The sequence below is a fragment of the Streptomyces sp. NPDC051322 genome (assembly GCF_040689485.1).
In the GTDB taxonomy this organism is placed as follows: Bacteria; Actinomycetota; Actinomycetes; order Streptomycetales; family Streptomycetaceae; genus Streptomyces.
On record NZ_JBFBAK010000009.1, the window covers coordinates 197,778 to 219,157 of the forward strand.

Here is a 21,380-nt window from a genome sequence, read left to right on the forward strand (position 1 = left end):
ACGCCTCAACACACGGACCCGGCGGGTCAGGAGTCGAACTCGTCCCGCATCCGCTCCTGCATGCCTTCGCCCTCGTCCCGCATGCGGTCCTGCATGCCCTCGGCCCGCTCACGCCCCGCGTCACCGCCCCGCGAAGACCGCTCCGAACGACCGGACTTCTCGTCCTTCATCCGGCCGCCGGACTTCTTGGCCTGGTCGGCGAGCTCCTGCTGCTTGTTCTTGAACTGGTCCTTCATGCCCATGAGATTCGCTCCTAGTGGCGTATGGGGAGGCCAGCGACCCATAGCCGCTGACCTCGACCAGAGTTACACGAGCGGACATGCGGCGCATTTCGGAAGTTAACCCTCCGTGCGCGCCTTCTCGTCCGCCGCTCCCCCGGCGCCCACCAGCCCCCGGGCGACCCCTGCCAGCCGGGGTTCGAAGCGGCGCATCTCGCGCTGTCCGACCACCCCGATGACCGACGGCAAGTAGCCCCGGACCGACTGCATCCCGCGCAGCCACCACTGCGCGTACACATGCGCGGAGCGCCGTTCGATGCCCGCCACGATCCGGTCGACGGCCGGGCCCAGCGGGTATGTGCGGTTCGTCGGCCACGGCAGTCGCTGCCGCAACTCCCGCATCACGTCGTCCTGGTCGGCGCCGCGCACCATGTCGGTGTCCGTCCAGGACAGGTAACCGACGCCCACCCGCACGCCCTTGTATCCGACCTCGGCCCGCAGACAGTGTGCGAAGGCCTCCACCCCGGACTTGGACGCGCAGTACGCGGACATCATCGGGGCCGGGGTGATCGCGGCCAGCGAGGCGATCTGCAGGAAGTAGCCGCGGCTCTCCATCAGCACCGGGAGGAAGGCCCGCGCGGTCACCGCGCCGCCCACCAGGTTGACTTCGATGACCCGCCGCCAGGCGTCCGGGTCGGAGTCCACCAGCGGCCCGCCGGTCGCGACACCCGCGTTGGCGACGACGATGTCGACCTTGCCGAACCGCGCCTTGACCTCCTGCGCCACCCGCGCCATCGCCGCCTGGTCGGTGACGTCGGCATGCCAGTGATCGCTCTCGGTGTGCAGCCGCGCCGAGACGGCCTTCAACTCGTCGGGTTCCAGCCCGATCAGCGCGACCCGGGCGCCGCGCGCGGAGAGCTTGCGGGCCAGCAGTTCGCCCACCCCGCGGGCCGCGCCGGTGATGACCGCGACCTGGCCCTCCAGGCTGTTCCTGCTCATACCGCCGCCTCCTTGTTCTCCGCGCGTACATAGGTGTCGACGAGTTCCCGCAGCCGGGCGCCGACCGCTTCGGGGGCCTCCACCGGCGACATGTGCCCGACGCCGGTCAGTTCGGTCAGGCCCAGGCTGTCCGGCAGCGCCGCGGCCAGCGCGCGGGCGTGGACGGGCGGGGTGAGCCGGTCAGCCGTACCGACGATGACCGCGGTCGGCACCCGCAACTCCCGTACGCCTGCCTCCAGATCCAGCTCGGCCAGCACGTGCGACCAGGCCACCCGGGTCGCACGTGGGCAGGCATGTACGATCCGGGCGCACTCGGCGACCCGGTCGGCGGCCGAACCGGGGCCCATCGTCGCGTACTTGAGGATCCGCTTCGACACGGCCGTGACGGGTCCGAGCGGAGCCCGCGCGCCGAGCACCGTGCGGGTCAGCCGGGTCCGCAGCCGCCCCGGCCGTATCGGTACGACGACCGACTCGGCCAGCAACCGGGACGCGCCGGTGCTGCAGAGCAGCACCGCGGCGGCGTGCTCCCGGAACCCGGGCCGTCCGGCGGCGGCCATCATGGTCATCCCGCCCATCGAGTGCCCGCCGAGTACGGCCCGCTCGCCCGGCGCGAGCGTCGCGGCGAGCACCGCCTCCAGGTCGTCGGCCAGCGCGTCCGTGCTGTGTCCTTCGCGGGCCGCGCGGGGTGAACGCCCGTGTCCGCGCTGGTCGTACACCACCACCCGGTGATCAGCCGAGAGCTCCCTGATCTGGGCGCGCCAGAATTCGGTCGAGCAGGTCCAGCCGTGCGAGAGCACCACGGCGGGGGCATCCTGCGGCCCGTACACCTCGGCATGGACCCGCGAACCGTCGGCGGAGATCGCGGTCAGCTGCCGCGGCGCGGTACTCACACCGCCTCCTTGTCGGCGGCGCGGTCCGCGATCCCGGCATCCGCGGACACCGGCCGGATCACCTGGTACTCCCCGAGGTCCACCTCCCGGGTGGCCCGGCGGAACTCGGTGGTGGTGCCCGGCCAGATGGTGGTGTTGCGTCCGTTGGCGTCGAGGTACCAGCTGGTGCAGCCGCCGGTGTTCCAGACGGTCCGTTTCATCCGCTGCTGCACCCGTTCGTTCCATGCGCTCACCGCGGCGGGCCGGGGGTCCAGCGCCGCGCGCCCGCCCAGTACGTTCAGCTGCCGCAGGTAGTCGGCGAGGTAGCTCAGCTGGGACTCGATCATCAGGATCATCGAGGAGTTCCCGAGACCGGTGTTCGGACCGATGATCGTCATCCAGTTGGGGAAGCCCGCCGCGGTCGCGCCGCGCAGCGACTCCATGCCGTCCTTCCACGCTTCGGCGAGAGTGACGCCCTGGGCCCCCACCACACGTTCGGCGATCGGCATGTCGGTGACATGGAAGCCGGTACCGAAGATGATCACGTCCGCCTCGGTCTCCGTGCCATCGGACGCCACCAGGGTGTTGCCGCGCACCTCCTTGAGCCCGGAGGCGACGACGTCCACATTGGGCCGGGCGAGCGCCGGGTAGTACGTGCTCGACAGCAGGATGCGTTTGCAGCCGATCCGGTACGAGGGGGTGAGCTTGGCCCGCAGCGCCGGGTCCTTGATGGAGCGGCGGATGTTGGACCTGCCGATGGACTCGATGAGCCCGAGTTCGTTGGGGTGCTTGGTGAACGCGCCGACCTGCAGCTCCCGGATGCCCCAGAGCAGTCGCCTGCGAGCTGCGGCGGTGACCGGGACCTTGTCGTGCAGCCACCGCTCGGCGCCGCTGATGGCGCGGTCCATCCGGGGCATCACCCAGGGCGGGGTGCGCTGGAAGAGCGTCAGCCGGCCGACCTCGGGCTGGATGGCGGGCACGATCTGGATCGCGGACGCACCGGTCCCGATCATCGCGACGCGCTTGCCGCGCAGTTCGTAGTCGTGGTCCCACTGCGCGGAGTGGAAGACCTTGCCGTCGAACCCGGCCAGTCCGGGGATCTCCGGGATCTTCGGATCCGAGAGCGGCCCGGTGGCCGAGACGACCACGTCGGCGGTGAGGGTGCCCTGCGAGGTCTCGATCTCCCAGCGCAGTTCGTCGGCGTCCCACCGCATCGTCAGCACCTCGTGGCCGAGGCGGATGTGCGGCCGCAGTCCGAAGGTGTCGGCGACGTTCTCCAGGTACGCCCTGATGTGCGGCTGGCCGGAGAAGGTGCGCGGCCAGTCGGGGTTGGGCGCGAAGGAGAAGGAGTAGAGGTGGGACGGCACGTCGCAGGCGCACCCCGGATAGCTGTTGTCGCGCCAGGTCCCGCCGACGGAGGCGGCCCTTTCCAGGACGACGAAGTCGGTGATCCCCTCGCGGCGCAGCCGGACGGCGGCCCCCAGGCCGCCGAATCCGGATCCGATCACCGCCGCTCGCACGTGCTCGTACCGGTCCATGCTGCCGCCTCCCGCAATGCCCCGACTCCGCCAGCAATCACTGGCACTGTTGGGAGACTAGAGCACCCGCGTACTGATGGGTAGGGGTGGGCGGAGCGAAAGTTACCGCAGGTACGACATAGGCTTTCCGACGTGGCAGCGGAGAGAGCAGGGCGCGAGTACCGCATGGAAGAACTGGCCAAGGAGGCCGGCATCACCGTGCGCACCCTGCGCTTCTACCGCGAGCGGAAGCTGATCCCGCCACCCCGCCGGGAGGGGCGCATCGCCTGGTACGACGAACACCACCTGGCCCGGCTGCGCACCATCGCGGCGCTGCTGGAACGCGGCCACACCCTCAGCGGCATCGCCGATCTGGCCACCGCCTTCGAGAGCGGCCGCGACGTGGGGCAACTGCTCGGCCTGGCAGCCTCGGAAACACCCTCCTGGTCGGAGGAGGAGCCGGTCCGCCTCACCCCCGAGGAACTGGCCGACTACTTCGAGGGCGAGGTCACGGCGGAGAACCTCGCCACCGCGCTGAACCTCGGCTACCTGGCGACGGACGGCGAGGAGATCATCCACATCAGCCGCCGGCTGCTCGAGGTGTCGGCCGCCCTGGTCGCCCAGGGCGTACCGCTGGCCTCGGTGCTCGCCGCCGGCCACCGGGTGCGGGAGCACACCGAGGCGCTCACCCGCCTCTTCACCGATCTGGTCCGCGCACATCTGCCGGACACCGAGTTCGGGGAGGCCATGGCGCGGCTGCGCCCACTGGCGAAGAACGTCGTCGAGGCGGAGTTGTCGATGGCGATGGACCGGCAGGTCCGGGCGGAGCGAGAGGGCTCTCAGAGGTCGTAGACGGCGGTCACCGGCGCGTGGTCGCTCCACCGCTCCTCGTGTGTGGCGGCGCGCTCCACCCAGGCCTTGACCGCCTTGGCCGCGAGGCCGGGCGTCGCGACCTGGAGGTCGATGCGCCATCCGGTGTCGTTGTCGAAAGCGCGCCCGCGGTACGACCACCACGAGTACGGTCCCTCGACGCCCGGGTGCATCGCCCGCACCACGTCGACGTACGCCCCCTCACCGCTGTCGAGGACCCGGGTCAGCCACTCCCGCTCCTCGGGCAGGAAACCGGCGTTCTTCCGGTTGCCGCGCCAGTTCTTGAGGTCGGCCTCCTGGTGGGCGATGTTCCAGTCTCCGCAGACCACCACCTCGCGGCCGTCCGCCGCAGACCGTTCCCGGAGCCCCTGGAGATACGGCAGGAACTCCGCCATGAACCTGGTCTTCTCTTCCTGCCGCTCGGTGCCGACCTCGCCGGACGGCAGATACAGGCTGGCGACCGTGACGCCGGGCAGGTCGATCTCGGCGTACCGCCCGGACCCGTCGAACTCCTCGCTGCCGAATCCGGTCCGCACCCGGTCCGGCTCACGCCGTGAGTACAGGGAGACTCCCGCGCGCCCCTTGGCGGCCGCCGGCGCGTGCAGCGTGAACCAGCCCTCCGGCTCCCGCACGGCGGGGATCAGCTGCCCGGGCTCGGCCCTGACCTCCTGGAGGCAGATCACATCGGCGGAGGTCAGCGCCAGCCACTCCACGAAGCCCTTCTTGGCAGCGGCGCGCAGGCCATTCACGTTTACAGTCGTCACGGTGAGCACCACGGCACCCTACCGACAGGCCCGACCACTCGGCCTCCGCATAGATATATGATATCCCGTATGAATATCCGTCCGGTCCGTTACGACCACCCCGACGCCGTCAAACTGAACGACCAGGTCCAGCTCGAATACGCCGAGCGCTATGGCGACGAGGGCGACATCACCCCGCTCGACGCCACCATGTTCGACCCGCCGTCCGGGCTCTACCTGCTCGCCTACGACGCGGACGACCGCCCGGTGGCCACCGGCGGCTGGCGCAACCAGGACGCGGCGGGCGACTACGGATACGCACCGGGCGACGCGGAGATCAAGCGGATGTACGTGGTCCGCGAGGCCCGCGGCCTCGGCCTCGCCCGGCGGATCCTGGCCGCCCTGGAGGACAGCGCCCGTGCGGCCGGCCGCACCCGGATGGTGCTGGAGACCGGCGACAAGCAGCCGGAGGCGATCGCGCTGTATGTCTCCAGCGGCTACACCCCGAGCGAGAAGTTCGGCCACTACCGCGAGTACGAGAGCAGCCTCTGCTACGCGAAGTCCCTGGTCCCGCCGGGAAAGCCGACCGCCGGAAGGCCGTGACGGTGAAGCCGGCGCACCCCAAGGACTGAAAGAGGTTTTCCTCCCTCCATATGGCTACTCGCCCCATATGTCCGTTCCCGGAGGGCAGCGCACCGGGCACGGGATCCATGCCATACCCGTAGGAGGAACCTTGAGTGACTTCGACGAAGCCGGCCGCACGGACCGCAGCACCACGGCGGCCGCAGCGAAAACGGCTCAGGACAAGGCAGCCGAGGGCGCCCAGGTGGTGAGCGACAAGGCCACCGCGGTCACCGACACGGCAAAGGAACAAGCTGCCGGCGTCGCGAACGAGGCAGCCGCGCAGGCCGGGGACCTGGTGAGCGAGGTACGCAGTCAGCTCCAGGACCAGGCCAACTCCCAGACCCATCGGCTGGCCGGCAACGTGCGCCGGCTCGCGGACGAACTGGGCCGGATGAGCGACAGCGGCGAGCCGGACTCCTCCGCGGCCAAAGCAGTACGCAAGATCGCCGACGGCGGCCAACAGGCGGCCTCCAAGCTGGAGAGCCGCGGGCCGGACGGCCTGCTCAGCGACCTGCAGGGCTTCGCGCGGCGTCGGCCCGGCGTGTTCCTGGCCGGGGCAGCTCTGGCCGGTTTCGCCGTCGCGCGCGCCGGCAAGGGAGTCGGCGCGGCCGGCTCGGACGGCGACGGCTCCGGAGCCTCCGCCGGCGGTGGTGGCGCCCACCGCGCGGCGCCCTGGCCGGAGGACACCGCTCGCGCGCGGCCCGCACCCGGTCCCGTCCAGGCGCCACCGCCCGTCACCGCCCCTTCGTACGAATACCCCCAGCGACCGCAAGGGAGTTGAGCCGTGGCTACGTCCTACTCGGAGCGCGTGGCAACCGGCGCGCACCCGCAGCCCCCGCCTGTCCCGCAGCACCCGCCGGGCCCTGATCCCACGCGCGTTTCGCCCGACGGTTCTGCGGCCGAGCCCTCGATAGGCGACCTGGTCGGTGACATCAGCAAGGACCTCTCGCAGTTGGTCCACGACGAGATCGAACTGGCCAAGGTCGAGCTCAAGGAGGAGTCCGCCAAGGCGGGAAAGGCCGCCGGCATGCTCGCCGGGGCCGGTTACGCGGGCCACCTGCTGATGGTGGTCGCCAGCTTCGCCGCCGTCTTCGGTCTCGCGCACGTGGTCGATCTGGCCTGGGCGGCGCTGATCATCGCCGGGGTGTGGGCGGTCGCGGCAGCGGTGCTGTTCGTCACCGGCCGCAAGCGCATGCGCAGCGTCAATCTCAAGCCCGAGCAGACCATGGAAACACTGAAGGAGGACGCCCGATGGGCACGCAACCCGACGAGCTGAGGCACGACGTGGAAGACACCCGGGCGCATCTCGCCCGTAACATCGACCTGTTGGCGGACCGAGTGGCTCCACGGAACGTCGCGCGCCGCAAGGCGCACGCGGCACGACGCAGGGCGGGCGCGGCACGCCACCGGATGACCGGAGTGAAGGAGCGCGTCATGGGTTCGGCGTACGACACCCGGGACAGCCTGGCGGACACCGCACACGGAGTGGCCGACGCCGCGCAAGGGGTGGCCGATACCTCGGGGCAGGCCGCCGAACGGATCGGCGAGACGGTCAAGGACACGACCGGCCAGGCGACCGGCGCCGCCCAGCAGGCCCCGGAACGCATCAGGGAACGCACCGAGGGCAGCCCGGTCGCGGCCGGCATCATCGCCTTCGGGGCCGGCATGCTCGCTGCCGCGCTGCTCCCGGCGTCCAAGGCCGAAGAGCGGGTCGGCGAACGGCTCCGGGAGCACTCGGACGAACTCCTGCAGCCCGCGAAGCAGACCGCCCAGGAAATCGGGGAGAACCTCCGCCAACCGGCCACCGAAGCCGCGGAGTCCGTCAAATCCGCTGCCCAGGACGCGGCCCGTACCTCCAAGGAGCAGGCCCGCAGCGCCGGCCAGGACGCCACGCGCGATCTGCGCGATGTCGGCCAGGACGCCGCCGACTCGGTCCGCGACCGCAAGGAAGGCCCTGCCGGCGGCTGAGGCGGGCCGTGGGACGTCACCCGGCCGCCGGGCACCCGGGAGGCGGGCGCCCGGCGAGTGGTTCAGCGCGCCCGGCGGCCGACCCCCACGTAGAACCCGCTCAGTTCGTCCTTCGGGGCGGGCTCGTCCCGGTACCACTCCACGGCAGGCACCAGCCCCGGCTCCACCAGTTCCAGCCCGTCGAAGAATCGTTCCACCTCCGCGCGGGTGCGCATCCGCAGGGGGATGGCGCCGTCCTTGTAGGCGTCCTTGGTCGCCTGCTCGAGTTCCGGATGCTGGTCGGCCGTGCCGTGCGAGAACACCAGATAGCTGCCCGGCGGCAACGCCTGCACCAGAGTGCGGGTGATCCCGTACGGGTCCTGGTCGTCGGGCAGGAAGTGCATCAGCGCGATCAGCGACAGCGCGATCGGCCTGCTGAAGTCGAGCAGTTCACGGGCCCGCTCGAGGATTGCCTCCGGCTCCCGCACATCCGCCTGGACGTAGTCGGTGGCCCCCTCGGGGCTGCTGACCAGCAGCGCCTCCGCATGCCGCAGCACGATGGGGTCGTTGTCGGCATAGACGACCCGGGCCGACGGCGTGATGGCCTGCACGATCTGGTGCAGATTGGGCGCGGTCGGGATACCCGTACCGATGTCCAGGAACTGATCGACCCCACGACCCGCCAGCCAGCTCACCGCCCGCTGCATGAACGCCCGGTTCCGCGCCGCGATCGCCCGCGCCTGCGGCGGCAGCGTCTCCGCGAGCCGCTGATCGACGGGGTAGTTGTCCTTCCCGCCCAGCAACCAGTCGTATACGCGCGCCGGGTGCGGTTTGCTGGTGTCGATCGGCGGTCTGTCCATACCGGCAGTCACGGGAAGCTCCTCGGGGTGGCGATCACGGGGGGAGGAGCTCAGCGTATCCGGGCCAACCACCAGTCTCCGCACGGGTGTTCGCCCGCCGGGCGGAACACCTAACTCCGGTTCCCGAGATCGCCCAGCCCCGTGTTCGCGCCGCACAGCACGACGCAGACCTTCTCCCCGGCCGCCGGAGCGTAGGCCCCGGTCCGCAGCGCGGCGAAGGCGGTCGCCGCAGCATGTTCGACGGCGAGTCGGCGCTGTTCCCACAGGGCTTCGCGGGCGGCGATGATCGCGTCGTCGGGGACGAGCACGGAGACCGCGTCGGCGCGCTGCGCCCACTCCAGCGCCATCGGGGTGACCCGGCGGGCGCCCAACGAGTCCGCCGCCACCGAACGCACCGGCACGTCGACCGGCGCGCCGGCTGCCAGCGCCGCGTTCAGCGCGCGGCAGTCCGCCGGTTCGACGGCGACGACCCGGATGCCGTGCTGGTGTGCGGCGACCGTGACGCCGGCGAAGAGGCCCCCGCCACCGACCGCGACCACGACGGTGTCCACATCGGGGCTCGCCGCGCGGATCTCCTCCAGGAGGGTGCCGGCCCCGGCGGCGATCAGCGGGTGGTCGTAGGCGTGGCTCTGCAGCGCGCCGGTTTCGGCCGCGTACTTCTGGGAGGCCTCCAGCGCTTCGGCGTATTCGCTGCCCACCTGCCGGATCCGCGCGCCGAGGGCGTGCAGCCGGGCCACCTTGACCGCGGGAGCGGTCTCCGGCAGGAAGACGGTGGCCGGCACGGAGTACTGCCGCGCCGCCCAGGCGCACGCGAGGCCCGCGTTCCCGCCGCTGGCGATGACGATGCCCGCCTCCGGCAGCGTGCCCGCCTCCGCGTGCGCCCCGACGAAGTTCGCCGCGCCGCGCGCCTTGAACGACCCGGTGTGCTGCACGAACTCGTAGGCGAAACACCCCTGTGCCCCGGCGAAGTCCGCCCCGCGTTCCGGGTGTGACAACGCCACCGGCCGGGTGCGGCCGTCGATACGGGCGAGAGCGGCGGTGATGTCGGTGTAGGCGATGCTCACGAGGTCTCCCGACGTCAGTTCTGGCGTTCGTCCATACCGGCCATGAGGGCCTGGTGGCTCAGGCGGACGTGCTCACGCATCACGCGCTCGGCTCCGTCGCCGTCCTTGGCGAGGATGAGGCTGAGTACCCGATGGTGCTCGACGTCGGACTTGCTCAGGCGACCGGGCTGGGACAGTGAGGTACGGACCAGGCGGGCGTAGGCCAGCTGGTTCATCAGGGTGCGGTAGTGGGCCTCCAGCTTGCTGTTGTCGGCCCCGGTGACGATCAGGTCGTGGAACTCGTGGACCAGTTGGGCGTACCGGTCCGCGTCGCCGTCGCGTACGGCCGCGTCGGCGGCCCGCATGTTGGCCTCGAGCTGCTCCACCATCGGGACGTTGCCACGGAAGGCGAGCAGCCGGGCGGCAGCGCCTTCCAGCAGTTCCTTCATCTGGAACAGCTCGGTCAGCTCCCGCCGGGACGGTACGGCGACGAACGTACCGACCCGGGGCCGGACCTCCACGAGCCCCTCGATCTGCAACTGCTTGAGGGCCTCCCGGATGGGCGTGCGGCTGACTCCGAAAGTCTCCGACAGCGCCATCTCGGAGAGGCTGGAGCGTGGCGGCAGCTCGCCGCTGATGATCATCTGACGCAGCTCTTCGGCGACCCGCGCCTGCATGCTGGTCTGCTGGATCCGCTTCCCTGCCCGCCCTGTGGGTTGTTGCATGGTACGTGACAGTAGGTGCGACCTGGGTTCTCCGTCAACCGGGAGAACGGGCCGTCCGCCTGCCATGCAAGCATCGCCGTACGGTGCCGGCGTCACGGTCATGACCGGAGGGTGAACGGATCGCCGGTCGGCTCCTCGCTGGTGTTGACCCACACGCTCTTCAGCCGCGTGTACTCGCGCATCACCTCCGTGCCGTGCTCGGTGCCGGAGCCGCTGTTCTTAAACCCGGCCCGGGGCGACATCGGCGACATCGAACGGTAGGTGTTGACCCAGACCGTGCCGGCCTCCAGCCGGGCCGCCATCCGGTGGACACGGTTCACGTCGCGCGTCCAGACACCCGCCGCGAGCCCGTACACCGAGTCGTTGGCGATCGCCAGCGCCTCCTGTTCGGAGCTGAAGGGCATGACGGTGGCGACCGGGCCGAAGATCTCCTCCTGGCAGATCCGCATCGCGTTGTCGGTGCCTGTGAAGACGGTGGGAGTGTAGAAATATCCGCCGAGGCCGGTGTCGGGCCGCTGCCCGCCGCAGGCGATCTTGCCGCCCTCGGTCAGCCCCAACTCGACGTAGGACTCCACCTTCGCCAGTTGGTCCGCGATGGCCAGCGGGCCCAGCTCGGTGGCGTCGTCCAACGGGTCGCCGATACGGATGGTCGCCGCCCGGGCGGTCACCCGCTCCAGGACCTCGTCGTAGACATCGCGGTGCACCAGCACCCGGCTGCCCGCCACACAGGTCTGGCCGGCGGCTGCGAAGATCCCGGCGACGACGCCCATGGCTGCGGAGCCGAGGTCCGCGTCCGGGAAGATGATGTTCGGCGACTTCCCGCCGAGTTCCAGAGTGCAGCGCACGAACCGTTCGGCGCAGGTACGGGCGATCCGGCGGCCGGTTTCGGTGGAGCCGGTGAAGGTCACCTTGGCGACGTCCGGGTGCTCGGCCAGCGGAGCGCCGGCCGTCGTGCCGAAGCCGGTGACCACGTTCACCACGCCCGCCGGGAAACCGGCCTGCTCGAAGAGCGGGGCCAGGGCGAGCAGCGAGGCGGAGGTGTGTTCGGAGGGCTTGACCACGACCGTGTTCCCGGCGGCGAGCGCCGGGGCGAGCTTGGTGGCGGTGAGCAGCAGCGGGGAGTTCCACGGAGTGATCGCGCCGACCACACCGACGGGTTCGCGCAGCGTGTAGTTGAGCAGATCACGGCTCGCGCCCGGCACGACCTCACCGTGGATCTTGTCGGCCAGGCCCGCGTAGTAGTGGAAGTACTCGGGCAGCCCCTCCAGTTGGGCCCGCATCTCCCGCAACAGCTTGCCGTTGTCCAGGCTCTCGGTACGGGCCAGATCCTCGGCGTGCTCGCCGATCAGATCCGCGAGGTTGCGCAGCAGACGTCCGCGCCGGGTCTGGCTGAGATCCCGCCAGCGTGGGTCCTCGAAGGCGGTGCGGGCGGCGGCGACAGCTCGGTCGATGTCGGCAGCGGTGCCGTCGGCGGCCTCGTACCACGGCAGGCCCGTGGTCGGATTGAGGCTCTCGAAGTACGCGCCGGAGGCGGGCGCGGTCCACGTACCGGCGATGTAGTGGTCGTGACGCGGCAGGCGGTTCATGGACTTACTCCTGTCCGGTGGACTGTCCGGTGTGCTGTCCGGTTTGTTGTCCGGTGTGCTGTTCGGTGTGCGTGAGGATGGCCCGGACCAGCTCGTTCGGGCGCTCCAGCGGCAGCAGGTGGCGGGTTTCGGGGAGGACCAGGGCGCGGGCTGCGGGGATGCGGGCGGCCAGTCGCCGGGTCATGTCGGGGGTCGACCCGGGATCGTCGGCGCCGGTAACCGCCAGCGTCGGCGCGGTGATCCGGGGCAGCAGGGGCCACAACCGGGCGTCGGCGGTGGCGAAGACGTCGTAACAGGCGAGATACGACAGCGGGTCGTTGCCCAGCAGGGTGGCGAGCACTTCGGCGGGCAGTTCCGGCTCTCGCTCGAGCCATCGGGGCGAGAACCACCGGTCGACCGCCGCTCCCGCCGAAGCGCCGAAGTCCTCGGCGGCGGCGCGCCTGCGCCGCGTCACGGCTGCCCGTTCCTGCGTTGTCCGGCCGGCGACCGAGCTGACCAGGGTGAGCGAGGCGATGAGTTCCGGCCGGGTCAGACCCGTCTGCTGGGCCACCAGGGCGCCGAGTGAGAAGCCGACGACATGGGCGGGCGCGCCGAGGCCGTCGACCAGCGCGGCCACATCAGCAGCCAGCTCGTCGAGGGTGACCCCGGGCGTCGCCGCCGGGGAGCCCCCGTGCCCCCGCAGGTCGGCGCAGACCACGCGGTGCCGGGCCGCCAGAGCCGGCAGACACCGCCGCCACATCGTCCGGTCGAGCCCGACCCCGTGCAGCAGCACGAGCGGGGGGCCGGTGCCCACCACCTCGTGTGCGAGGGCCGCGGGGGCCGGACCGCGCACCGAGGTCACCTCGCTCACCGTTCGCTCGACAGGGGCGCCAGCCGGGCCTGCGGCCTGCCCTGAGCGGCGGCGGCGAGCCCGATGACGATCTCGTCGGGGCGCGGGCCGTCGGGGACCCGGACCTCGATGGTCTGGTGGTGCGAGCGGACGGTCGCGTCCGTGACGTGTTTGAGCGGGATGTCGAAGACGGTGCCCGCGGCCGCCCGCTTCTCGACGGCCGGGAGTAGCGTGGTCGCTTGCGCCGCCTTGCGGAAGTGGTCGCCGAACTTGAGGGTGTGGATCAGCGCCGATCCGTGCTCGATCTCGCCGTCCAGGCCCACGATCGCCGCCTTGCCGTACGCCTCCACGGGCGCGCCGAGCGCCTCGACCACGCGCGGCGCCAGCAACTCGCCGAGCTTCGGGGCGATTTCGTCGATACCCGGCATGAGGTCGTCGACGAAGCCCTGACCCGCCCAGGGGTTCTCGACGACGGCGAGCACCACCGCCGTACGCGCCGGCGGGTCGACCGGGCGACCGCCCTCGGTGTGGATGTCCTCGACGAAGGTGATGATCTTGCGGATGCTCACAGGGTCTTCTCCAGTTTCTCCGAGTCGGCAAGCCTGACCACGGGATCGGTGCGGCGGTCCCCGATCCGCGCGTTGGGGCGGGGACCGGACGCGCCGGCTGCGACGACGACGATCTCGTCCGCACGCGGCGCGTCGGGGATACGGATGTGGCAGGTCTGGTAGTGCGAGCGGGTCGCGGCAGCGGTCTTGTGCCACAGCGGGACGGTGAGCGGTTCCCCGGCGGGGAGCCGGTCGTCGCTGAAGACGATGATCGAGGTGCCCTCGGCCAGCTCGCGGAAGAGGTTGCCGAAGAACGGCGTGTGGATCAGGGCGCTGCCGTGCTCGATCTCCCCGTCCAGCCCGACGATGGCCGCCTTGCCGAAGGACTCGATGCGGTCGGTGCCGCCCAGCGCCTCGCTCACCCGGCCGGTGAGCAGCCGGGCCAGCCCCGGTGCGATCTGTTCGACCTCGGGCTGGAGATCCGTGACGAAGCCGCGTCCGGCCCAGGGGTTGCGGATCACCGCAGCCGCCGCCGCCCGCCGCACCGGCACGGCGACCGGGCTGCCCAGTTCCAGCAGCACCTCGTCGACAACGGTCACCACTTTGCGCAGATCGCACCGCGGCTCAGACATCGGTGAACTCCGGCATGACCTTCTCCGCGAACAGCTCCAGGCTGCGCATCGCCTTGCGGTGCGGGAGGCCGGGGTGCGTGGTCCACAGCAACAGGTGCTCCAGGCCGACCTCGTCGCGCAGCTCGGCCACCTTCTCGGCAACGTACTCGGGCGTGCCGACCAGCAGATTCCGGTCCATCAGGAAATCGAAGGACAGCTCGTGCGCGTCGGTCAGCTCCTCACCGGCCTCCATCAGGTTGCCCAGGCCGCGCCAGTGCATGATCCACCGATAGGTGGTCATGAGCGCCTCTTCGAAGTCGGCACGGGCCTGTTCCATCGTGTCCGCGACATACACGTCGCGGACGAGCCCGATGCCCTCGCCGAGCGCGTAGCGACGACCCGACGACTCGCTCGCCGTCGTGCGGTACAGCTCGAAGCGGTCCTTGAGCGCCGAGACCGGCGGCAGCCAGAACATGCCCTGCACGCCGTCGGCCGCAGCGGCCCGGATGGACCGCGGGCTGTCGATGACCTGCCAGAGCGGCGGGTGCGGCCGCTGCAAGGGGGCCGGCGTGACCTGCATCTTCGTGATGACGCCGGCCTCGGTGTAGTCGTCGGTGGCCGGTGAGAGCGGGTGATCCCACCGCACGCCGGGAGCGGGGAACTCGTGGAAACGCCCCTTGTGCGCGAAGAACTCGCCGCTCCAGGCCTTGCGGAGGATCTCTACCGTCTCGTCGTACAGCGCCCGGTTCTGCTCCTGGTCGCGAGGATCGGCGACCGGGTTGAGGTTGAGGGCTTCACGGCCGTAGAGGCCACGGCCGAGACCGACCTCGACGCGGCCGCCGGAGAGCTGGTCGAGCATGGCGATGTCCTCGGCGAGCCGCAGAGGGTGCCAGAAGGTGGCGATGCTCGCCGCCTGGCCGATCCGGATCCGCTCGGTGCGGGCCGCGATGTCGGCGCCCATGAGCACCGGGTTCGGGGTGATTTCGATCGCTTCGTGCCCGAAGTGGTGCTCGGTGTACCAGGTGGACCAGAAACCCGCCTGCTCTGCGGCTGTCGCGAACTCGCGAGCTTCGTCCATGACTTGGGCGTACTCGCCGAGTCGGCCGGGCGCTCCGAGGTTGTGGAATATCGAGAATCGCATCCGACGTCCTTCCCGCTCATGCTGTGCCATGGCACCGAGGCTAGGAGTCCTCCTCCAAGCCGTCAAGGGCCTACTGTCAGGAGACGGCCTTGACCTGCCATTTGGTCAATTTCTCTGTTCCTGCCCAGTAATTTCGAGCGATCCGTTGACAGCGACCTGGGCCATGCCTACCGTCCTGTGCCATACAAGAGGCTGATCGAGGGGACTTGTCATGACCCACACTCTTGACCGCGCCGACCGCGCTGCTCGCATCCGCTCCGTCTGGCGATCCGCTTGGGACCGGGGGCAGGTCGACACGCTCGACGAGCTGCTCAGCCCCACGTACGTCCGGCGCCGCGGCCCCGCAGGCGTGCCGCAGGACCGTGCGGGCTTCAAGGAATCGATCCGCGCCGTGCGCGCGGCCTTTCCCGACCTGCGGACCGAGATCGAGGACATCGTCGAGGAGGGCGAAAGGCTGGCGATCCGCTGGCGCAGCACCGGCCATCATTCGGGCGCCTTCCTCGGCGTGCCGCCCACCGGACGGCCGGTCGAGGTCTCCGGCGCGACCTTCGCCCGCTTCGACGGGTCCGCGGTGGCCGAGGAGTGGGTGACCTTCGACTCCCGTCACATGCTGGAGGCGCTGGGGATCATCACGACCGCCCACCGGGCGGCTGTCGACCCCGATCTCGTGAAGGGGGTGCACCGCAAGTTCATCACCGGGGTGACGGTGGTGACCGCCGATGACGACGGCACGCCCCGCGGCCTGGCAGTCAATGCGTTCTCCAGCATCTCGCTGGACCCCCCGATGGTGCTGGTCTGCGTACAGCGCAGCTCCGCCACCCACCCGGTGCTGCACCGGGCGAGCCATCTCGGCATCAGCATTCTGGCCGCCGACCAGGTCGACGTCGCCAAGGTCTTCGCCTCCAGGGCGGACGACAAGTTCGCCGGTCTGTCCTGGAGTCGGGGCGGCTTCGGAGCGCCGCTCATCGACAGGTCGTGCGCGCAGTTGGAGGTGGAGATCGGGGAGCGCCTGGAGGCCGGCAGCCACACCGTCTTCACCGGCCGGGTGGTCTCCGCCCGCCATGACGACCTGGCCCCTCTGGTCTACAGCGGTGGCGGGTTCTTCGACATCTCGCAGACGGCCCCCCTGCCGTGGTGAGACCACGCCCCTTCGTCTCCTCCCTCCCCAGGAGCACTTCATGACCCACGACACCCCGGCACAGGTCTACGGCAGCGCGGTCGCCAAGGTCGAGCCCTTCGGAGTCGACCACATCCCCGACAGCGAACGGCACGGCAAACCGAGCTCGCAGTTCTTCGTGTGGTTCGCCGCCGGGCTCAACTTCCCGATCATCCTGCTCGGTTTCAGCGCGGCCTGGTTCGGCCTGAGCTTCACCTCCGCGGTCACCGCCATCGTCATCGGAGCGGCCGTCGGCTCGCTGCTGATGGCGGTGATGTCCCGGATGGGTGTACGGCTCGGAGTGCCGCAGCAGATCCAGTCCCGCGGCGCGCTCGGCTTCTTCGGCAACTTCCTGCCCGTCGCCTATATCAACATCTTCGCCGGAATCGGCTGGGCGTCCGTCACGGTGATCCTGGGCGGTAAGGCACTGGCCGAGCTCACGCACCTCCCGTTCTGGCTCTGCGGGCTCGTACTTACCGCGATCGAGCTGGTCGTGGCCATCTACGGCTACAACATGATCAACTACCTGCAGAGGGTGCTCACCTACGTCCTCACCCCGCTCTTCGTGCTCGTCACGATCGTGGCCGTGGTCCGCGGCGGAGGCACCTTCGGGGCCAACGCGCACGCCGCGGGCTTCATCGGAGGCACCGGCGGCTGGATCACCTTCGCCGGCTGGTTCCTGTCCTTCCTCGTCGCGTGGGCCCCCTTCGCCTCGGACTACTCGCGGTATCTCCCGGACTCGCCGCAGGTCGTGACCCGTACGGCCTGGTACACCGGCCTCGGCAACTTCGTCACCATCTGCTGGCTCGGCATCCTGGGCGTCCTGGTCGGCGGCAGCGCCACCAGCTCCGACACCATCACCGCGCTGCACCAGCTGGCCGGGCCGCTCGCCGTCCCGGCGCTGATCGCGGTCAGCCTCTCGGCGCTGGCGCAGAACTTCCTCAACGTCTACGGCGGTGCCATCTCGGTCCAGACGCTGAAGGTGCCGGTCAGCCGCACCCAGGCAGTCGTCGCGATCTGTGCACTGGCCTACGCCATCAGTCTGTGGGGCGCGGCGGGCACCGAGGCCAAGTTCAAGGTCTTCCTGAACCTGACGGCCTACTTCATCGCCCCCTTCGCCTGCGTGCTGCTGCTCGACTACCACCTGGGTGGACGCTCGGACCCGAACAGGATCTCCGAGCTGTACGACCGCCGCCGGGTGCTGGGCTGGGGCTTCGTCGCCTGGGCCGGAGGGGTCCTGGCATCGGTACCCTTCTGGCAGTCCAGCTTCTACACCGGTCCTTTCTCCGCCGCACACCCGGGCGCGGGAGACCTGAGCATGTTCGTCGCGGCGGGCGCCTCGGTGGTGCTGTACCTGCTGACGTACCGGCTGAAGCCACTGTGGGTGCGCGGCCATCGCCACGGCGACCCCGAGCCACTGAACGACGCATCGGCGACGAGCTACTCCCGCACCTGATGCGTGCCGCCCGGGTTGGTCGCTGAGGCCATGCGCATCTTCGGCACCAAGACGAAGGCCAGGGACAGCGCGGAGGCAACCCGCATCAGCACCTGGCTTCACGCCGTCGGACCGTCCTCCACTACGACGGTGAGTTCGACACGACCGCCTCCCTCACCGGCCAACCCACCGAATGGGTCCTCCCGCCCGGCAACCCGGACCGCTGACCCAAGTGCCGTCCGACATCGCGCCGCCACAGACCGCGCCCAGGACACATCGCACGCAGAGCGCGAGACGCATTCTTTGCCAGGAGAAAAGGTTTCCCGGTGCGCCGCATCCGTATCACCGGGCGACCAGAGCGCCCCGTCGAACCACCGCACCGGGGCCGCCGATCCATGCCAGGAGGCACGATGCGCATGTCACGGAACATGGCGGGGCCCGTTCTCGTGGGCGGCGGCCTGGTGGTGACCCTCGCCGCCCTCGCCTACCCCGCCGTGCTCGGACTGCAGACGACCGGCAGCTCCCCGGCACGCGTGATCGCCAACACCCGCTTCGGCCCGCTGACCGAAGGCGACCGGGACTTCGTCGTCAAAGTGCGGGCTGCCGGTCTGTGGGAGTTCCCCGCCGGCGAGATGGCCCTGACCAAGGGCACCACCAAGGCCGTGCACACCGCCGGCGAGCATCTGGTCACCGGGCACGCCGGCCTCGACGCCACCTGCCGGGCCATCGCACCCCAGTTGGGCATCACCCTGCCCAATCAGGCTTCCCCGCAACAGCAGGGGTTTGTGGCAACCCTGAACTCGGACACCGGCAAGCAGTTCGACACCGACCTCGCCAACATCCTGCGGGTCACCCACGGCCAGATCTTCCCGGCCATCGCCAAGATCCGCGCCACCACCAAGAACACGCTGGTCCGCCAACTCGCCGACCAGGCCAACGACACCGTCCTCGACCACATCACCGTGCTGGAGAACACCGGCCTGGTCAACTTCAACCAGGTCGACTTCCAGGAGACCACCCCGCCCAAGCTCCCCGCCAACCAGATGACGCCGCCCCCGCCGCAACCTGGAGTACCGGTCGTCGCCCTGACGCCGCCCGCGGACACCAGCACACCAGCGCCCGCACCCTCCCCGACGACGGGGTGAAACGGGTTTCGGGCCACACACCGCAGACAAGGTCCGGGTGGGAAGGAACCCCGCAGCTTCGCGACCAACACCCTGCACTGGGCCTCCATGATCCGCACGGAGGAGCCGATCGCCAACCTGTCCGGGAACGGCACCCAAGGCGTGATCGATCCGCGCGACATCGCCGAGGTCGCGGTTGCGGCGCTGACCACGCCGGACCACGCGGGCAGGACTTACACGCTGACCGGTCCCGAGCTGCTGAGCACGCCCGACCAGGTGGAGATCCTGCACTACTCTGCGGTGAGCGCACATCCCGTCCGAGGCCACGCGGCGAGCCCTCGAGAAGCTGGGCAAGCACCGGCGCGCAAGATCAAAGGTAGTTGCTGTACTTCGCTGCTGTACGACGCCAAAGAGCCCCTACCGGATTTCCCCGGTAGGGGCTCTGAGCTGCGGTGGACCTGTGGGGATTTGAACCCCAGACCCCCTCGATGCGAACGAGGTGCGCTACCAGACTGCGCCACAGGCCCTTGCAACGTGTGAAACCTTAGCACCCCGATCGGGGTGCTTGGAAATCCGTTCCTTCGCTGGTCACGGATCCGCCGACGGATGCCGTCACTCGTTGGCGGCGCGTGGCCGGTCTTCGTCCTCGTACTGGTCGAAGAGCGGGGTGCGGGCGCGACGGGAGGCCGCGGTCTGCTGGCGGGGGGCCGGCGGCGGGTTCTCCCCGGGGGCCGGCTCGGCAGTGGGTCCGGCGGTGGAGGAGCGGGCGGAACTCCAGGTGTCCGGCGCGCCGAGGTCCACGCTGCCGGTGGCGCGCGGGGCGACGGGGGCGGTGACGTAGGTGGGCAGCGGTACGGGCACCGGCTCCCAGCTGTCGCCCTGGGCGCGGCCGCGGTCGCGCTGCTGGTCGACCCACTCGGCGTGGTCGGTCTGCTCGACCAGGGCGCGTCGGCCGGCTTCCTGGGCGGAGACGGCCGGTGCGGGTTCCGGTTCCGGGTGGTGCTCGTCGGGCTCGTCGTCGGCCGGGGCGGCGCTCTGCCGGGGCGGCCGGTTCTCGCGCAGCCGCTGCGCGGCCAGCTCGGCCCGGCGCCGGTCCATGGTGAAGGCGAACCGGCGTCGCTCCTGGGTACGCAGATGCACGATGTAGGTGCTCAGCAGCAGCGCGGGCACGGCGGGCGCCCAGAGGAAGGCGAGGCCGCCGACCGCGGCGACGACCGCGCCCAGCGTGAACGCCCCGAAGAGCAGCACCGTGGTGCGGCGGCGGCGCGCGAGGACCTTCGTGCGCCGGGCGCGCTCGGCAGCGGCCCCGGTGGGACGGGTCCGGCGCGCCGGCTGTGCGGGGCGCTCCTGGCGGGGCGCGGGCTGCCGGGGCGTCGAAGGCTCGGGGCGCGACGGCGGCTCCGGTGGTGCCGGGGACACGGCGAAGGACCGGACGTCGACGGAACTCGGGGAGTCCGCCGTCACATCCGGCTCCGCGGTGCCGGGGCCGCCCTCGCCGTCCGTGCGCTCCTGCAGCTCCTTGGCGTACCGGCGCTCCATGCCCGCCCGCCCGGACAGCAGCCGGATGGCGGTGGAGAAGCGTTCCGTCGGACGGGCCTCGTTCAGCTCGTCCTGCCTGCGGAGCCACATCGGCACCAGATAGGCGGCCCAGGCCCCGACGATGACTGCGTAGATGAGGCCACTGCTGCTCACCCTCACACCGTAGAGGGGCGCACGCGAAGGCATCGCCCAATTGGCTCGGTGTGTCGCCCGAACCGGCCGGTATCTCGAACTTTTTTGTAGCGGTTCGGATCAAAGGTCTCTTATTAAGGGCACCTTCGGGGATTAAGGGCACCTACGTGGTCAAGGCGCGCCTATTGCCGAGCAATTTCGAACGTTTATTGCATTGACGCAGTGCCGGTCGCTGGTTACGGGCTGTTCCTGGTCGTGCCGGGGCGTGCTCTGCGCCAGCGGTTGAGCAGGCCGTCCGGCACTTCCTCCGCGGTGAGGGCGTAGACCAGGTGGTCGCGCCAGCCGCCGTCGATGTGCAGATAGCGCGGGCGCAGTCCTTCCTCGCGGAATCCGAGTTTCTCCACCACCCGGCGGCTGGGTCCGTTCTCCGGGCGAATGCAGACTTCGATGCGGTGGACGCCGACGGTGCGGAAACAGTGGTCCACGGCGAGTGCGACGGCGGTCGGCATGACACCGCGGCCGGCCACATCCCGGTCGACCCAGTACCCCACATGGCCCGAGCACATCGAGCCCCAGGTGATCCCGGCGACCGTCAACTGGCCGACCAGGCGGCCCTCGTACTCGATCACGAAGGGCAGCATCCGGCCGGTGTGTGCCTCCGCGCGCAGATGGCGGACCATCTGGCGGTACGTCGGGCGCTGGGCGACCGGGCCGCCGGGGACGGGCGGCGGAACGGTCGCTTCCCAGGGACGGAGCCAGTCGCGGTTGCGCTGGTTGACCTCGCGCCAGGCCTTCTGGTCGCGCAGCTTTATGGGGCGGAGGGCGACGGGGCCTTCCGCCAGTTCCACGGGCCAGGGCGAGACG

General features: G+C 70.5%; 23 protein-coding genes and 1 tRNA gene. 8 read left to right on the plus strand and 16 right to left on the minus strand.

The window, feature by feature from the left end:
• Positions 1 to 26: 26 nt before the first annotated feature.
• The 4 genes from AB0436_RS22030 to AB0436_RS22045 form a co-directional block, all read right to left on the minus strand.
• Positions 27 to 242 (minus strand): hypothetical protein, encoded by a 216-nt coding sequence (locus tag AB0436_RS22030; protein WP_366469619.1) that lies wholly within the window; start codon positions 240 to 242, stop codon positions 27 to 29.
• Between the two features lie 96 nt (positions 243 to 338).
• Entirely contained in the window at positions 339 to 1,217 is an 879-nt protein-coding gene (locus tag AB0436_RS22035; RefSeq protein ID WP_366469621.1) for an SDR family oxidoreductase, read from the minus strand.
• A complete protein-coding gene (locus AB0436_RS22040) occupies positions 1,214 to 2,107 on the minus strand; it encodes an alpha/beta fold hydrolase (protein WP_366469622.1) in 894 nt (297 codons plus the stop codon). The genes AB0436_RS22035 and AB0436_RS22040 overlap by 4 nt, the downstream gene beginning before the upstream one ends.
• On the minus strand, positions 2,104 to 3,624 hold the full coding sequence (locus tag AB0436_RS22045) for an NAD(P)/FAD-dependent oxidoreductase (protein ID WP_366469623.1): 1,521 nt from the start codon (positions 3,622 to 3,624) through the stop codon (positions 2,104 to 2,106). Before AB0436_RS22045 ends, AB0436_RS22040 begins: the two co-directional genes overlap by 4 nt.
• A gap of 165 nt (positions 3,625 to 3,789) precedes the next feature.
• On the opposite strand from AB0436_RS22045, the gene AB0436_RS22050 reads away from it, so the two are divergent.
• A complete protein-coding gene (locus AB0436_RS22050) occupies positions 3,790 to 4,455 on the plus strand; it encodes a MerR family transcriptional regulator (protein ID WP_366469757.1) in 666 nt (221 codons plus the stop codon).
• Here the strand turns inward: AB0436_RS22050 and AB0436_RS22055 are convergent.
• Positions 4,443 to 5,246, minus strand: a complete 804-nt coding sequence (locus tag AB0436_RS22055) for an exodeoxyribonuclease III (protein WP_366469624.1) — start codon at positions 5,244 to 5,246, stop codon at positions 4,443 to 4,445. The genes AB0436_RS22050 and AB0436_RS22055 overlap by 13 nt on opposite strands.
• A 60-nt stretch (positions 5,247 to 5,306) precedes the next feature.
• Here AB0436_RS22055 and AB0436_RS22060 point away from each other — a divergent pair, with 60 nt between their 5' ends.
• From AB0436_RS22060 to AB0436_RS22075, 4 genes are all read left to right on the plus strand, one after another.
• Positions 5,307 to 5,819, plus strand: coding sequence for a GNAT family N-acetyltransferase (locus AB0436_RS22060; RefSeq protein WP_366469625.1), 513 nt, complete (start codon positions 5,307 to 5,309; stop codon positions 5,817 to 5,819).
• A 130-nt stretch (positions 5,820 to 5,949) separates the two neighbouring features.
• Positions 5,950 to 6,621 (plus strand): hypothetical protein, encoded by a 672-nt coding sequence (locus AB0436_RS22065; RefSeq protein WP_366469626.1) that lies wholly within the window; start codon positions 5,950 to 5,952, stop codon positions 6,619 to 6,621.
• A gap of 3 nt (positions 6,622 to 6,624) precedes the next feature.
• Positions 6,625 to 7,116 (plus strand): phage holin family protein, encoded by a 492-nt coding sequence (locus tag AB0436_RS22070; protein ID WP_366469627.1) that lies wholly within the window; start codon positions 6,625 to 6,627, stop codon positions 7,114 to 7,116.
• Positions 7,092 to 7,808, plus strand: a complete 717-nt coding sequence (locus AB0436_RS22075) for a DUF3618 domain-containing protein (RefSeq protein ID WP_366469628.1) — start codon at positions 7,092 to 7,094, stop codon at positions 7,806 to 7,808. Before AB0436_RS22070 ends, AB0436_RS22075 begins: the two co-directional genes overlap by 25 nt.
• Positions 7,809 to 7,870: 62 nt before the next feature.
• Here AB0436_RS22075 and AB0436_RS22080 read toward each other — a convergent pair whose 3' ends face one another.
• The 8 genes from AB0436_RS22080 to AB0436_RS22115 form a co-directional block, all read right to left on the minus strand.
• On the minus strand, positions 7,871 to 8,659 hold the full coding sequence (locus AB0436_RS22080; RefSeq protein ID WP_366469629.1) for an SAM-dependent methyltransferase: 789 nt from the start codon (positions 8,657 to 8,659) through the stop codon (positions 7,871 to 7,873).
• A gap of 98 nt (positions 8,660 to 8,757) precedes the next feature.
• Positions 8,758 to 9,711 (minus strand): serine/threonine dehydratase, encoded by a 954-nt coding sequence (locus tag AB0436_RS22085; protein WP_366469630.1) that lies wholly within the window; start codon positions 9,709 to 9,711, stop codon positions 8,758 to 8,760.
• A gap of 14 nt (positions 9,712 to 9,725) precedes the next feature.
• The gene (locus AB0436_RS22090; RefSeq protein WP_366469631.1) at positions 9,726 to 10,415 is read right to left on the minus strand and encodes a GntR family transcriptional regulator; all 690 of its coding nucleotides are present in this window, start codon (positions 10,413 to 10,415) and stop codon (positions 9,726 to 9,728) included.
• 98 nt (positions 10,416 to 10,513) lie between these two features.
• Complete coding sequence (locus AB0436_RS22095; protein WP_366469632.1) at positions 10,514 to 12,001, minus strand: aldehyde dehydrogenase; 1,488 nt, start codon at positions 11,999 to 12,001, stop codon at positions 10,514 to 10,516.
• A 4-nt stretch (positions 12,002 to 12,005) separates the two neighbouring features.
• Complete coding sequence (locus tag AB0436_RS22100) at positions 12,006 to 12,851, minus strand: alpha/beta fold hydrolase (protein WP_366469633.1); 846 nt, start codon at positions 12,849 to 12,851, stop codon at positions 12,006 to 12,008.
• Positions 12,848 to 13,399, minus strand: coding sequence for an amino acid synthesis family protein (locus AB0436_RS22105; protein ID WP_366469634.1), 552 nt, complete (start codon positions 13,397 to 13,399; stop codon positions 12,848 to 12,850). Before AB0436_RS22105 ends, AB0436_RS22100 begins: the two co-directional genes overlap by 4 nt.
• A complete protein-coding gene (locus tag AB0436_RS22110) occupies positions 13,396 to 14,010 on the minus strand; it encodes an amino acid synthesis family protein (protein WP_366469636.1) in 615 nt (204 codons plus the stop codon). Before AB0436_RS22110 ends, AB0436_RS22105 begins: the two co-directional genes overlap by 4 nt.
• Complete coding sequence (locus AB0436_RS22115; RefSeq protein ID WP_366469637.1) at positions 14,003 to 15,130, minus strand: LLM class flavin-dependent oxidoreductase; 1,128 nt, start codon at positions 15,128 to 15,130, stop codon at positions 14,003 to 14,005. Before AB0436_RS22115 ends, AB0436_RS22110 begins: the two co-directional genes overlap by 8 nt.
• Before the next feature lie 211 nt (positions 15,131 to 15,341).
• Between AB0436_RS22115 and AB0436_RS22120 the strand changes: the two genes are divergently transcribed.
• The 3 genes from AB0436_RS22120 to AB0436_RS22130 all read left to right on the plus strand — a co-directional run bounded on the left by AB0436_RS22120 (position 15,342) and on the right by AB0436_RS22130 (position 18,866).
• A complete protein-coding gene (locus tag AB0436_RS22120) occupies positions 15,342 to 16,268 on the plus strand; it encodes a flavin reductase (protein WP_366469638.1) in 927 nt (308 codons plus the stop codon).
• A gap of 40 nt (positions 16,269 to 16,308) precedes the next feature.
• Complete coding sequence (locus AB0436_RS22125) at positions 16,309 to 17,742, plus strand: cytosine permease (RefSeq protein WP_366469639.1); 1,434 nt, start codon at positions 16,309 to 16,311, stop codon at positions 17,740 to 17,742.
• Between the two features lie 389 nt (positions 17,743 to 18,131).
• A complete protein-coding gene (locus AB0436_RS22130) occupies positions 18,132 to 18,866 on the plus strand; it encodes a DUF4142 domain-containing protein (protein WP_366469640.1) in 735 nt (244 codons plus the stop codon).
• Between the two features lie 432 nt (positions 18,867 to 19,298).
• On the opposite strand, the gene AB0436_RS22135 is transcribed toward AB0436_RS22130, so the two are convergent.
• The 3 genes from AB0436_RS22135 to AB0436_RS22145 all read right to left on the minus strand — a co-directional run bounded on the left by AB0436_RS22135 (position 19,299) and on the right by AB0436_RS22145 (position 21,364).
• A tRNA-Ala gene (locus tag AB0436_RS22135) sits at positions 19,299 to 19,372 on the minus strand.
• Between the two features lie 85 nt (positions 19,373 to 19,457).
• The gene (gene glpR, locus AB0436_RS22140; protein WP_366469641.1) at positions 19,458 to 20,537 is read right to left on the minus strand and encodes a gephyrin-like molybdotransferase receptor GlpR; all 1,080 of its coding nucleotides are present in this window, start codon (positions 20,535 to 20,537) and stop codon (positions 19,458 to 19,460) included.
• 215 nt (positions 20,538 to 20,752) lie between these two features.
• Positions 20,753 to 21,364 carry a GNAT family protein gene (locus tag AB0436_RS22145; protein ID WP_366469642.1) on the minus strand — a complete coding sequence of 204 codons (612 nt, stop codon included), beginning with the start codon at positions 21,362 to 21,364 and terminating at the stop codon, positions 20,753 to 20,755.
• Positions 21,365 to 21,380: the final 16 nt, after the last annotated feature.